Origin of the sequence: Thermococcus sp., from assembly GCF_027011145.1 — an archaeon.
In the GTDB taxonomy this organism is placed as follows: Archaea; Methanobacteriota_B; Thermococci; order Thermococcales; family Thermococcaceae; genus Thermococcus.
In genome coordinates this window covers 1-11,745 of record NZ_JALVAO010000008.1, presented here as the reverse complement: position 1 = coordinate 11,745, position 11,745 = coordinate 1, and the positions used below count along the sequence as shown (strand labels likewise).

Annotated in this window: 11 protein-coding genes and 2 pseudogenes; 7 read left to right on the top strand and 6 right to left on the bottom strand. The window is 51.6% G+C overall.

Annotated features, from left to right (window positions below; all coding sequences use genetic code 11):
* The 5 genes and pseudogenes from MVG27_RS00770 to MVG27_RS00750 all read left to right on the top strand — a co-directional run.
* Positions 1-211, top strand: a pseudogene (locus MVG27_RS00770) (radical SAM protein); the annotation flags it as partial.
* A gap of 63 nt (positions 212-274) precedes the next feature.
* Positions 275-1,051, top strand: a complete 777-nt coding sequence (locus tag MVG27_RS00765) for a hypothetical protein (RefSeq protein WP_297555893.1) — start codon at positions 275-277, stop codon at positions 1,049-1,051.
* A 51-nt stretch (positions 1,052-1,102) separates the two neighbouring features.
* Positions 1,103-1,261, top strand: coding sequence for a hypothetical protein (locus tag MVG27_RS00760; RefSeq protein WP_297555891.1), 159 nt, complete (start codon positions 1,103-1,105; stop codon positions 1,259-1,261).
* Entirely contained in the window at positions 1,248-2,201 is a 954-nt protein-coding gene (locus MVG27_RS00755) for a potassium transporter Kef (RefSeq protein WP_297555889.1), read from the top strand. Before MVG27_RS00760 ends, MVG27_RS00755 begins: the two co-directional genes overlap by 14 nt.
* A 67-nt stretch (positions 2,202-2,268) precedes the next feature.
* Positions 2,269-2,427 (top strand): hypothetical protein, encoded by a 159-nt coding sequence (locus MVG27_RS00750; RefSeq protein WP_297549187.1) that lies wholly within the window; start codon positions 2,269-2,271, stop codon positions 2,425-2,427.
* 219 nt (positions 2,428-2,646) lie between these two features.
* Here MVG27_RS00750 and ileS read toward each other — a convergent pair whose 3' ends face one another.
* The gene (gene ileS, locus MVG27_RS00745) at positions 2,647-5,844 is read right to left on the bottom strand and encodes an isoleucine--tRNA ligase (protein WP_297555888.1); all 3,198 of its coding nucleotides are present in this window, start codon (positions 5,842-5,844) and stop codon (positions 2,647-2,649) included.
* 160 nt (positions 5,845-6,004) lie between these two features.
* On the opposite strand from ileS, the gene yjjX reads away from it, so the two are divergent.
* The gene (gene yjjX, locus MVG27_RS00740; protein WP_297548316.1) at positions 6,005-6,586 is read left to right on the top strand and encodes an inosine/xanthosine triphosphatase; all 582 of its coding nucleotides are present in this window, start codon (positions 6,005-6,007) and stop codon (positions 6,584-6,586) included.
* Between the two features lie 33 nt (positions 6,587-6,619).
* Here the strand turns inward: yjjX and MVG27_RS00735 are convergent, their stop codons facing one another.
* From MVG27_RS00735 to MVG27_RS00725, 3 genes are read right to left on the bottom strand one after another with little or no spacing between them, the layout of a single operon-like run.
* Complete coding sequence (locus tag MVG27_RS00735) at positions 6,620-6,994, bottom strand: hypothetical protein (protein WP_297468051.1); 375 nt, start codon at positions 6,992-6,994, stop codon at positions 6,620-6,622.
* A 50-nt stretch (positions 6,995-7,044) separates the two neighbouring features.
* Positions 7,045-7,872, bottom strand: coding sequence for a DMT family transporter (locus tag MVG27_RS00730; RefSeq protein ID WP_297548314.1), 828 nt, complete (start codon positions 7,870-7,872; stop codon positions 7,045-7,047).
* 30 nt (positions 7,873-7,902) lie between these two features.
* Positions 7,903-8,211 (bottom strand): hypothetical protein, encoded by a 309-nt coding sequence (locus tag MVG27_RS00725; RefSeq protein WP_297548312.1) that lies wholly within the window; start codon positions 8,209-8,211, stop codon positions 7,903-7,905.
* 104 nt (positions 8,212-8,315) lie between these two features.
* Here MVG27_RS00725 and MVG27_RS00720 point away from each other — a divergent pair, with 104 nt between their 5' ends.
* Positions 8,316-10,046 carry a glycoside hydrolase gene (locus MVG27_RS00720; RefSeq protein WP_297548310.1) on the top strand — a complete coding sequence of 577 codons (1,731 nt, stop codon included), beginning with the start codon at positions 8,316-8,318 and terminating at the stop codon, positions 10,044-10,046.
* A 183-nt stretch (positions 10,047-10,229) separates the two neighbouring features.
* On the opposite strand, the gene cca is transcribed toward MVG27_RS00720, so the two are convergent.
* Together cca and MVG27_RS00710 are read right to left on the bottom strand one after the other, a co-directional pair.
* Positions 10,230-11,594, bottom strand: a complete 1,365-nt coding sequence (gene cca, locus MVG27_RS00715; protein ID WP_297555885.1) for a CCA tRNA nucleotidyltransferase — start codon at positions 11,592-11,594, stop codon at positions 10,230-10,232.
* 5 nt (positions 11,595-11,599) lie between these two features.
* A pseudogene (locus MVG27_RS00710) lies at positions 11,600-11,745 on the bottom strand (RNA 2',3'-cyclic phosphodiesterase); the annotation flags it as partial.

The following is an 11,745-nucleotide window of genomic DNA, read 5'->3' as shown; positions in this document are numbered from 1 at the left end:
GGATTTGGATGAGCTCTATGACCTTCTCGTCAACGAGGCTGAAGTTCCAGCGGAGTGGCTCCACATCAACCGCGAGAAGGGCAGGATAGAGATGCCCGAGGATGTAGCTGTTGAGCTTGCCGAGGCGGTAGAGGGCGACGTTAGGTTCTTCATCGTGGAGGAGTACCCGACCTTTGACAGAATCGAGGTGGAAAGGATACCCCTCCCTTGATTTTTTATCCCCTCGCTTGAGCTCGGCCAAAAGGGTTATTTACCCCGCTGAATATTAACGGCCATGAGGGTCTTCATCAAGGACTATCTCCTCCCGTGGCTGTTCATCATTGGCTTCTGGGTTGTTATCTGGATTCTCGTTCCCGGGAAGGAGAAAAACCTCTCGCTCCCAAACGTTGTCTCGATTTCTCTCCTTCTAATCATCTTTCTCCTCGTGGCCCTGTACTTCGTTGGGAGGACTCTTGAACGCTATGGCTACTCGCGAAGGGACGTTAGAAGGCTTCCAGAAATTATCGAGAAAACCCACGGGAGGCTTTACCTTCCGAAAGAGGTGTTCAACATCCTCGGCAACGCCATTGTCTTTTGGGGACTGTTTTCTTCTGCCGTTCTCCTGACAGAGAACCCCCTGTGGGGAGTCCTCAACGCCATTGCGATGTTTGCGCTGATATTTTCGTTTTTTGTCCTGCTCATCTCGATGACAATCTGGGTGGTGGTGTTTCCTCTCTCCCTCTACCGGATTTTTACAGGTAAAGAACCTCACAGGGGCCTCATAGATTATGTCGTTGAGTACAACCTCGTCTTCACGGGGATTCTCCTGGCGGTTAGGCTCGTCGCGCTTCACGTTGGAGATATCTCGGCCCCCCACTACCTCACGGAGCTAATAGCCTTCGGAAGAAACGACAGGGTTGTGAATGCCCTCCTTGAGCTCTCTGCTCTGAACTTCCTCTTTGGGCTGGTCGGCTTCTACGGGTCCAAGAGAATCAGAAAGGCAACGGCTCTGCCCCTGACACTGATTGTCCTCGGCCAGCTTTGGGTTGCGTGGGGATTGCTGTTTGGCTAAGGAAAAGTTAATTGGGCTATGTATCATTTACTGGCGTTGGGGAAATAAAACATGGTCCCAAATAGACCCGGCAATCTCCGCGTGCTTGTGATAGCCTTTGAGACGAGGAGTAAAGAAGAGGTTGCGAAGCTTGAGAAAGAGCTCAAAGAAGTTGAAGACTTGATGAACCCATTGTATCAATCTGAGGGGTGTGTAGATGAAGAGGGATGAACTTTTTCTGGTCTTCCTTACTGGAGTCCTCTTTCTGACGGCTCTACTCGGTCAGGAACTCTCTATTTCACTGGAAAAAAGCCTTCCCTTTGCGGTTATCCTGGCGCTCCTCTATACTCTGGCCTATGTTGTCCGAAAGGAACCCGAATGGAGAAAGTTCGGGCTCTTAAAATCCAGGGGTTTGAGGTATCTAATCTTTTTCATGGGCTCGTTTGGGTTCGGTGTGCTCCTCTTCGGACTTTTGTATCTAGCTTTTTCAAAACCGGGAACTTCCTTCGCTTCCATCGTTAAAGCTCTTGGCATTCTCTTTGCAACGGGCACCTTCCTGATGTTCCTCGCATCGGCGTTTTATAGCGGGAGTAAGACACCCGAGAAAATCACTTACTCCTGGCGGGATTTTCTGAGAGAGCTTTCAGCGTCAATTCTTCTGTTCGTGATTTCTTACTTCTCCGGCACTGGCCTTGAAAGGAGTGTTTCAATTGCTCTCTACGTTTTTGTTGTCGCCGGCTGGTACTACTCCATGATGGCGCATAGGTATATCATACCCGGGTGGATACTCAAAATCCGAGCAATCATCAATTTCGTTGCCGTCGGCTCGGGACTTTACCTGTTCGTAATCAAAAACGCGCTCATAAGTGTTTTAATGGGGGCGCTGTTTGCGTTTGCTTCGGAGAAGGACTACGAGATAACAAGGAAGCTCGTGGAAAAGGGACTGCTGGAGAGGAGATACGCCGAGAGCGGTGCCTTTGGTGCCTTCTACGCCCTCTTTTATCTGTTTGGAATGGTGGTAGCTTTGACTGTTGTCACTAGAAATTATAACGTTTCTTTCATCAGGGAATCCCTGTTAACGATGTTCAGGCTACTCTATTTATTCACGGCGATTTTCCTTCCCTTCGGGACGCTTCTCGGGTGGATGAGACTGAGAGTCCATGGGAAATGAACTGGAACTTGAATAGGAAAGTTAACTCTTTATTTCTTTTTGTGCTTTGTGTTTTGGAGGTGGGAATATGGCAGAAGAAGTTGGCATATACTTGATTGCATTCTTGGCTGGTGCTCTCTTATCTATGCTCTTGGTTATGGAGTCTCTACGAAAAGAAAAGCCCTTGGTTGGAATCTTCATATCACTACTATTGTTTTTTTGGGGCAGTTTATGGAATTATCGTTGAAGATTTTGAGATGGCCCTGATTAGTCTGTATCTGGCCGTCTTGTTTATTCCAGAGGTTCGAGAGAGTCTTCAGACTGTTAAGTATCTATTGGTTACACTCTTGGGCGGCTTGATTCTGTTACGGTTGGAAGGAGTTTTTATCAAAGTCGTGGTGACTATTGGAATAGCCGGTGCTCTGCTTGGGATATGGAAAATATATAATACAAAGGAGACGAAGAGTTAGACCTTCTCAATCCCTATCTTTGCCTGAACCTCAGGCCATTCAACCACGTAGCCCTTAGCTTCTCCAAAGACAACCTCGGTTGCCCTCGTCTCCTTCATAATGTAGTCGAGGTTGTCGCTGAGGAGCTCGCGGTTCTCTTCGCTTGTCTCTATCGTGACCCTAATGCGGTCGTTGACGTCCAAATCCAAGCGCTTCCTCATCTCCTGTATCCTCCTGACGAACTCCCTGGCGAGGCCTTCCGCGAGTAACTCCCTCGTGAGGGTCTTGTCGATGAACACTCTCCCGCCCTCGAACTCTTCAGCAACAAAGAAGTCCGGGAGCTTCTCCTCTACGGCCAGGTGCTCCCTCGTGAGGTGGAAGGTCTTTCCTTCGATTTCAATGTCCATCTCACCTGCCTCGTAGAGCTCCCTTCCGTGTTCGTTTATCCACGCTATGACGAGCTTTGCGTCGCCCTTGAACTCCGGGCCAACTTTTGCGAAGTTCGGCTTTATGACGAGCTCGCGCTCTACCTTACCAACGACCACCTCTTTCGCGTTGAGCTGGTCGCGCAGGATTCTGTTGAGCCTCTCGACGGCCTTCTTTACCGTCTCGTCCTCGGTCTCGATGATTATCCTCCTTACAGGATAGCGGAGCTTTATCTTTGCCCTCTGCCTCGCTGATGAACCTGCCTCAACTATCTTCCTCACGGCTTCCATCTCGCGCTCGAGTTCCTCATCTATGGCCTTCTCATCAGCCTTCGGCCAGTCGAGCATGTGGACGCTTTCAATACCAACAAAGGGCCTCAGGAGGTTCTGGTAGATTTCCTCGGCTATGTAGGGTGTAAACGGAGCCATGAGCCTCAGCAGAATGTCAAAGACCTTCCAGACTGTGTAATAGGCCGCCAGCTTGTCCGGGTCGTCCCCTTCAACCCACATGCGCTTCCTGATGAGCCTGACGTACCACCTGCTTAGGTCCTCGACGACGAAGTTGTAGATTGCTCTGGTGGCTTTTGTAAGCCGGAAGGTCTCTATCCCTTCGGTGACCTCGCCTATGAGCCCGTTCACCCTGCTGAGTATCCAGCGGTCTTCCTCCCTGAATGGGAGCTCCTCCGGGTTGAGCTTCCTCGGGTCAAAGTTATCGAGGCTCATGTAGGTGGCGCTGAGAACGTAAACGTTCCAGAGTATGTTCAACATGCGCTTGACCTGTGCCAGCCCCTTCCAGCTGAAGCGGAGGTTTTCCCAGGGGTTCGTTGCCCATAGCATATAAAACCTAAAGGGGTCCCTTCCTTCTTTCTGGACGACTTCCTCCGGGCGGATTATGTTTCCGAGGCTCTTGCTCATCTTGTCGCCCTTCTCGTCGAGGACATAACCGTGCATTGCAACAGCTCTATAGGGAACGGTGTCGAAGGCTATAACGCTCGCGGCTTGCTGGGAGTAGAACCACTTGGTTACTTGGTCTTCACCCTCAACGATAAAGTCAGCCGGCCAGAGCTTCTCGAAGAGCTCCCTGTTCCTCGGGTAGTCCAGTGAAGCCCAGCTGGCTATTCCGCTGTCGAACCACACATCAACGACGTCTTTAACGCGCCTCATCTCCTTGCCGTTGACCTTTATGATGAAGGCATCGACGTAGGGCCTGTGCAAATCTTCTGGGCCGAGCTTCTCCTCGATGACCTTCAGCTTCTCCTCGTAGCTTTCGGGTAGCTCTATTCTCTCGCCGTTGACCTCTATCGCCACGCTGAGCCTAACGAGTTCCTCGAAGCTCCCAACGACGTATATTTCTCCATCCTCGCTCTGCCATATCGGAAGCGGTATTCCCCAGTAGCGCTGTCTGCTTATGACCCAATCACCTGAGTTCATCACGCCGTTGTCGTAGCGCACTTTGACCCAGTCCGGATACCACGTGACCTTCTCGTCGTTTTCCTTGATTATCTTGTCCTTGACCTTGCTGACCTTTAGGAACCACTGGTCCGTTGCTCTGAAGATGAGCGGGGTCTTACAGCGCCAGCAGTGCGGGTACTTGTGCTCTATTTCCCCGGCCTTCACGAGGTAGCCCTTCTCGCGGAGGTGCTCGATTATTTCCCTGTCGGCGTCCTTGACGTAGGTTCCCTTCCATTTCCCTTCTGTGTACCTGCCCTGGTCGTCAACCGGGCTGTAGATCGGTAAACCGTAGCGCTTTCCGACCTCAAAGTCCTCCTCACCGTGGCCGGGAGCGGTGTGGACAAGCCCAGTACCGTCCTCAAGGGTCACGTGCTCGCCGAGGATAACCCTGTGCGCCCATTCATACTTCTCGCGGAACTCCTTTTGGGTCGGATACTCGTCCATTAGGACGTGGATATACCTTATTCCCTCAAGTTCTTCTCCCTTGAAGGTCTCAACGATTTCTCCCTGAACTCCAACCTCCGAAAGGACCTTATAAACCAGCGCCTCAGCTATTATCCAGTATTCCTCTCCCTCCTCTGTCTCGACTCTAACCTTGGCGTAGTCGTACTCGGGGTGGACGGTGACGGCGAGGTTGGCCGGGAGCGTCCATGGTGTTGTAGTCCAGATGAGCAGGTATTCCTTCTCCTTCCCTTCAATTGGGAACTTGACGTAGATGCTTGGGTCCTTTCTGAGCTTGTATTCGCCACGAACTTCGTGTTCCGCTAAAGCCGTCTCACAGCGCGGGCACCAGTGGAGAACCCTCTTGTCCTTCTCCAAAAGCCCCTTCTCCCAGGCCTTCTTGAGTGTAAACCAGCCCGATTCGATGTACTCGTTCTTTATCGTCATGTAGGGATTGTCCCAGTCCATCCACACGCCCAGTTGCTTGAACTGCTCGGTCATTATTTTCAGGTTGTTTAGCGCGAATTCCTTACACTTCTTGATGAAGTTGTCAACCCCTATCTTGGTCTCTATGTCCTTCTTGGTCTTTAGGCCAAGGGCCTGCTCGACCTTGACCTCTATTGGCAATCCGTGCATGTCAAAGCCCGGTTGTCTCCTCACGTTGTAGCCCTGCATCGTTCTAAAGCGGATTATCATGTCCTTGATTATCTTGTTCCAGGCGGTTCCAAGGTGTATGGCACCGCTCACATAGGGCGGTCCGTCGAGGAAGTAGTACTTCGGACCGTTAGCTCTGCTGACCTTAACCTTCTCGTAGGTGTTGTTTTCCTTCCAAAAGCTCTCTATCTTCTCCTCAAGCTTTCCTGGGTTGTACTCCCTAAACTCTGGCTCCCTAATCATGGCAAAACCCTCCAGAAGTGATAGTTAAGGCTAACCCAGAAGAGGGCTTAAGCCTCGAAACGGGCGGAGCGAAGGATAAAACACTCCCCCCTCATTAGTATCGGCCCAGAATTGGGAAGTTAGCTTATAAGGTTTTCTGCCAAGCCGTTTCGGTGGTGGCATGAGAATCGCGGTCGGTTCAACCAACCCGACGAAGGTTAGGGCGGTTGAGAACGTGATGAAGAGGATTTACGGCGACGTCGAGGTTTTGGGCGTTGGGGTCGAGAGCGGGGTTCCCGACCAGCCGGTTGGAATAGAAGAGATAGTGCGTGGGGCTGTGAACCGGGCAAAGAGAGCGTTGGAAAAGACCGGTGCCGACCTCGGAGTTGGAATCGAGGCCGGAATCTACCCCTTCCCGGAAACGCTGACGGGCTATCTCGACGTTCAGGTCTGTGCAGTGGCTAGCCCCGATGGGGTCGTAACGGTCGGCCACGGCCCGGGCTTTGAGTATCCTCCAGTGGTTATTCGAAAAATCCTTGGGGATGGAGTTGAGGCCGGCATCGCGATGGGTGAACTCGTAAACGACCCGGAGCTCAAGAAAAAAACCGGAGCAATAGGTGTTCTGAGCAAAGGACTGCTCACAAGAACCGAGCTCAACGAGATTGCCGTTTTGATGGCGATGATACCGAGGCTCAACCCGGAGCTTTTTGGGGTAAGTGTGCCCTCCCCGACCGCCCCCCGGTCACCTCTCGCGGGGGTGTGAGAGGGAGGGCGAAGAGAATTAGGTGGATGAGTTTTAAGCGTTTTCTATCTTTCTCTCCTCTTCCGGCTCGCCCTTTCTCCGGCTCTCGTTCTTGATGACCTGAATAACGTAGTCTATGAACTTCCTGACCTCTTCAAGCTCCTCCTCAGGGATGTCCTGAATCTTCTTGTTCTTGGTCTTGTAGGTAAGCAACTTCAGGAGCGCGAGTCTCCCGAGGGCGGTCTTAGTGCTTATCTCGCCGTTCTTCCAGTCGCGCCAGATGGCGTTCGCTATGCCATAGAACTCGGGAATACTGTCCAGTCCGGGGTCTCCGACGTCAATGACTTCTTTTCCGAGGTATTTATAGCGCTTCTCCTTCTCCTCCTTGGAGAACTCTTTGGTTTTGTTCTTGATGTACTCGTGCACCATGGCCATCACCTCCGGTTTAAGAATAGGCGAAAGTTTTTATTAACTTTTCGTTAGTTTTTTCTTATCTCGTTCCAGACACCTGCCATTATGAGAAACGCTCCAGCGAGGGTCCTCTTTGTAAACCTCTCGCCTAGGAGTATAAACGCGGACAGCGAACCGAATATGGGCTCCATCGAGTATATCAGAGCGGCCTTGTAAGCGGTCGTGTGTTTCTGGTACTTCACCTGAAGGGTGAACGCTATCACGGTCCCGAAGATTGCCGTGTAAATGAGCCCGAGCCATGGGAGGATTTCCCTCGGGAAGACCTTCGGCTCGAAGAGGAGTGCAAATACCAGCGAGAAAATGAAGTTCCAAAAAATCTGCCAGAAGGCGAGACTGAGGTAGTCTTTTTCTCCAAACTTCTGAACTAGGACTATCTGAAAGGCGAAGCTGACCGCACAGAGGGCCGTTAAAAGGTCGCCGTAGCTTACCCTCGTTCCGGCCCCCGAAATCAGGTAGAGCCCTGTGAGTGCTATGCCCAGCGATAGAACGTCCCTGGCCTTAATCCTCTCTCCTAGGAGGAAGTAGGCTATAAACGGCGTGAAGACGACGTAGAGGGAGGTTATGAAGGCAGAATTTGAGGCCGTTGTGTACTTCAAGCCAACAATCTGGAAGCCATGACCGAAGAAGAGCGTTAAACCGAGGAGAAAGCCCTCGTAAAGGGTTTCCCTCCTGAGAACCCTTGAGCGAAAGAGTATCAACATGAAGAGTGAGGCAATGCCAAAGCGGTAGACGAGGAAAAGTATCGGAGGAATGTAGTTCAGGCTAACCTTCATCGCCGGAAACGTTAATCCCCACATGGCTGTTATGGTTAGAAGCACGAGCTCTGAACGATTCATCGCCCGGAATTAAAACGGGAATTTAAAAAGTTACTCCCCCGGACCGTTTATACAGCCCATGTTCATGGCGAGAAGGCTTTCAACGTAACCGCTCTCGAGGTTGTAACGGATTTTATCTGCTAGTTTCCGCAGTTCTTCCTCGCTCAGGGGCCTCTTCGTTCTCAGCCACTTTATCAATCCGTCCTTCTTGTCGAGGACGACTATTTCACCATCTGTGATGAGAGGGACATAGCTCATCTTAACCCCGTAGAGCTCCTCCGCAAAGGCCAGCTTCGCCCTCAGCAACTCCAGATAGTTTGCGAGGTCCTCCCCAAGGAGTTCTCTCACGAGCTTCTTCATTCTCCCACCATCTGTGCTTTGCTACACATGTTTATTAACCTATCGGGCAAAAGTGGGTAGGAAAAACGGATAAGCTATAAACACGTATCACTCCCGGTGAGACCATGTTTATGAAGTATGCCCACCACTTCCACGCCTACCAGCCAGGGGATATAGTTTACGTCAGGGACGGCGATGGAAGCGGGCCAATAGAGTATGAAGAACGGAAGAGCCCTGTCGCGATTAGAATCGGTGGAGACGAGGTTAGGGGTGAGAACTGGACGAGGGCCATGCTCTATTCCTACGAGAGGATTTCGGATGTTCTGTCACGGCTTAAGGGGGTTAGCGTTGACGTCGAACCCTTTACTCTCCTCATGCTCCTCCACTACCGCAGGAAGGCCTTCGAGGATACCGTTGAGTTGCTCAGGGAGCTCGATGCCGTTCCAACCGTTCCCTTCCACCCGATAATGCCACATCTCGACGAGTTCGAACAGGAAATTCTCGCGAGGGTTTCGTTTGATTTCTACGCCCCGCTTGCCGGCAACAAGCCCGTCGTCGGCTACTGGCTTCCTGAGGCCGTGATAACCAAAAGAACCGCGGAAATAGTTGAATCGGCAACCGATAAAAAGCTCGTCTTTCTGCTCGATGAAAGGCAACTTCTCTACGACTTCCCACAGGCCAAGTACTCCTGCAACCGCTACGGCGGTTCCTTCGTCTTCGGTCGCGAATGGTCATTGAGCGATGCCTTCGCCTTCAACACCCTCGACGTTTCCGGCCTCGTCGGGGAAACGCTCTCCAGAAGGGACGATTACAAGGAAAGCATCGGCGTTCCATACATCGTTTTCACGGCAAGCGACCTTGAGAGCCTCCTTGGAAATCCGCAACAGCTTGACCGCTTTGTTGCATGGATGGAGGGAATAGAAAAGAAAGGCGTCGAGAGAATTTCAGCCCCTTCCTTCGTTTGGAAGAAGCTCTCGGGCGAGTTCAAAAGGCTTAGGGGTGAGTGCTCCTTTGTCATGCCTGTCAAGGACTACTCCAGCTGGAGCGACTACTTCGATTTGAGCCTTGACGGAAAGACGAGCGATTCGCGCTGGCTCGGTTACAGAAGGGCTGATGGAAGGGTCTTTGCGAGGGATGTAAATGGGCGGAAGGTCTCCCAGCTCTGGAAAGTGGCCTTTACGAGACTCTTTGCCGAGCTCAACAGGGCCGTAAGGCTCGGCGTCCTAAGGGGTCTCCTGGAGCTGGGAGCGGGTAATGTGAGGGAGTTTCTGGTGAGGTACGCGAGGGTTTTCTTCAGGGACTACTACGATTACTTCGGTTTGACCACGTCAGTTAACTACGTTCTTGAGCCGGCCAACGGTGATAGGGAAGCCCTAAGGCTCGGAAGGGCCTACTACCTCATGCTCCTAGCCACTCACTCCTGTCCGCGCTTCTGGGAGAACCTTGACACACGGGTGGCGTTTTCGAACGTTTCTGTGATGGCCAAGGCCCTTATAGAGCTGATGAAGTACTTCGACGGGAGCGAGCTCCAGAGCCTCTTCGTTGAGTTCTATCTGAGGCTTCTCAACTTCGAGAGCCTTTACCACATCTGGCACCTCAGCGGGTTACCGTCCATCGAAGGCTGGGAGACGAGCGAAGAAGCCTGGCTCGAGGCGCTGAAGCCCGAGGTTCCAACCAGCGGTTACAACGTCGTTACAAGAGCTACTCTTTACGTTGGAAAACGCGACCTGAAAGGCGAGCTGGGGAACATTATTGAAAACTACAACCTCAAGTGGGCTGTGGCCGATACGGGACACGTTCCTGGAGAGGTTCATGGCCTCTGGGAAAACACAAAGTTCTGCGAGCATAGGGAGTAGGTTTATATTTTGTTTTTCCTAAATCTATAACTGGTGGTTTCAATGAAGCCCAGAAAGGGTTTCGAACTGAAAGAATCACGGCTGATTGAATTCTTAGAGAGGGGCTTTGATGGTAAAAACGTCCTTGAGCTTAAGACTACTCTTGAACGTTTGAAGGCATTAATTGGAAGAAAAGGTTTCCTCTTAATCCTTCAGATTCCACTTCTCTCTGCTCAGGAAGAGATAGGCCTCGCCCTCCATATCCTTAGGAACGTAGTTTAACAGCACGTCGGCCCCTTTAACCGCTTCCCTTATTCCCCTTCCGAGAGAAACCTGGCCCTTTTCGAGGAGCTCGATGACAACATCTAGGACGTTCTCTTTGACTCTTTTCTCTGAGTATAGCCTCTTCCTCACAATCCAGACCTTCTCGTTCTTTTCGTAGAACCTCCTGCCCCTCTCCGTGAAGAACTCCGGCCCCGGCTTGAGCTTTATCCTTTCCCTCTCGGCCCTGTCCAGTTCGAGCATTATGAAGGCTTTCTCCGTCTTTCCAACGTTCCAGCCGAGAACCCTAAAACCCTCCCTTTCGAGGGCCTTCTCAAGACCTTTGGCGCTCTTCTCGAGCTGTGGCAACAGGAGGTCATCAACCATCTCCGGCACTTCAAAGACGAGGGTGAGCAGTGCGGTCTTTCTTTCCCTCAGCACTTCGAGGTAGTTTTTCCAGGGCTTTTCAGCCGGGAAAAAGAACTCAATCGAAGGCTTTTCAAGGAACTCCCCGCTCTTGAAGTAAAAAATCCCGTAACGCTCCCAGCTCAGGTTTGCGGAAACGTTTCTCCGAGGGTCAACGGGGTCTATCACCACGAGGGGCTTGTCCTCGTTGATTTCCCTCTCTACTATTTTTCTGGCAACCTCGGGCTCTTTTCTCAGCCAGTCCGCGGGGTCTATTATCTTCTGTTTCAGTATTAAGTCGGCCTTCTTGAGAACCCCGAGGAAGGAGCCGTATTTAATCACAAGAATCTCGGCGAGGTAACCCGAGAAGCCCCTCACGTAAATCTCGCTCCCATAGGCGTTTATTCCCTTGAGGAAACGCTTGAGCAGTCTGACTTCATCGTTCCTGCCCCTAAGGTTTTCATTGACCCATCGGGTGTGGAGTATCGAGCGGTCCACCGCCGTTCTAACGTCCTTCCAATCCTTCACGTCGTAGCAGGGAACCAAATCAACTCTCACTCCCCTGTATTTTGCCCTGACGTAGGGGTGCTCTGCGTAGGCAATTTCATAGGAGTCGAGCTTCTCCGCTATTGCCTTTCCGAGCTCTAATCCTTTCTTCCGAAGCTCTTCGAGGGGCGTCTCCAAAGGAAAGGCAAGGAAGAGGTCAACGTCGTGGTCTCCAGCCAAATAAGTGTCCTTCGCGAGGGAGCCGACGAAGTAGGGCTTAACCTCGAGACCGAGTTCTTCAATGGTTTTATTGGCTATACCCTCCAGTTCCTTCATCAGTTCCTCAACGAAGGCCCTCTCCTCTTCACTTGGCCTGGTTCTCTGAAGGACTTCGCTGATGACCGCTTCGATGTCCATAGTTCTCACTCCGAGAGCTCGAATCTCGCAACCGTCTCGTAAATCGGTCCCTTGGGAGTTAGCGTGCTCTTTTTCAGTTCTATCGCGTTAACTTCGAACTCACCGAAGTCCTCGTTGGCGAGGTCTTTTAACGCCATGGCTAACTCAACCT

Excerpts from the sequence above, each read along its gene's own strand:
- MVG27_RS00765 (WP_297555893.1), top strand. The coding sequence starts at position 275 with ATGAGGGTCTTCATCAAGGACTATCTCCTCCCGTGGCTGTTCATCATT.
- MVG27_RS00760 (WP_297555891.1), top strand. The coding sequence starts at position 1,103 with ATGGTCCCAAATAGACCCGGCAATCTCCGCGTGCTTGTGATAGCCTTT.
- MVG27_RS00755 (WP_297555889.1), top strand. The coding sequence starts at position 1,248 with ATGAAGAGGGATGAACTTTTTCTGGTCTTCCTTACTGGAGTCCTCTTT.
- MVG27_RS00750 (WP_297549187.1), top strand. The coding sequence starts at position 2,269 with ATGGCAGAAGAAGTTGGCATATACTTGATTGCATTCTTGGCTGGTGCT.
- ileS (WP_297555888.1), bottom strand. The coding sequence starts at position 5,844 with ATGATTAGGGAGCCAGAGTTTAGGGAGTACAACCCAGGAAAGCTTGAG.
- yjjX (WP_297548316.1), top strand. The coding sequence starts at position 6,005 with ATGAGAATCGCGGTCGGTTCAACCAACCCGACGAAGGTTAGGGCGGTT.
- MVG27_RS00735 (WP_297468051.1), bottom strand. The coding sequence starts at position 6,994 with ATGGTGCACGAGTACATCAAGAACAAAACCAAAGAGTTCTCCAAGGAG.
- MVG27_RS00730 (WP_297548314.1), bottom strand. The coding sequence starts at position 7,872 with ATGAATCGTTCAGAGCTCGTGCTTCTAACCATAACAGCCATGTGGGGA.
- MVG27_RS00725 (WP_297548312.1), bottom strand. The coding sequence starts at position 8,211 with ATGAAGAAGCTCGTGAGAGAACTCCTTGGGGAGGACCTCGCAAACTAT.
- MVG27_RS00720 (WP_297548310.1), top strand. The coding sequence starts at position 8,316 with ATGTTTATGAAGTATGCCCACCACTTCCACGCCTACCAGCCAGGGGAT.
- cca (WP_297555885.1), bottom strand. The coding sequence starts at position 11,594 with ATGGACATCGAAGCGGTCATCAGCGAAGTCCTTCAGAGAACCAGGCCA.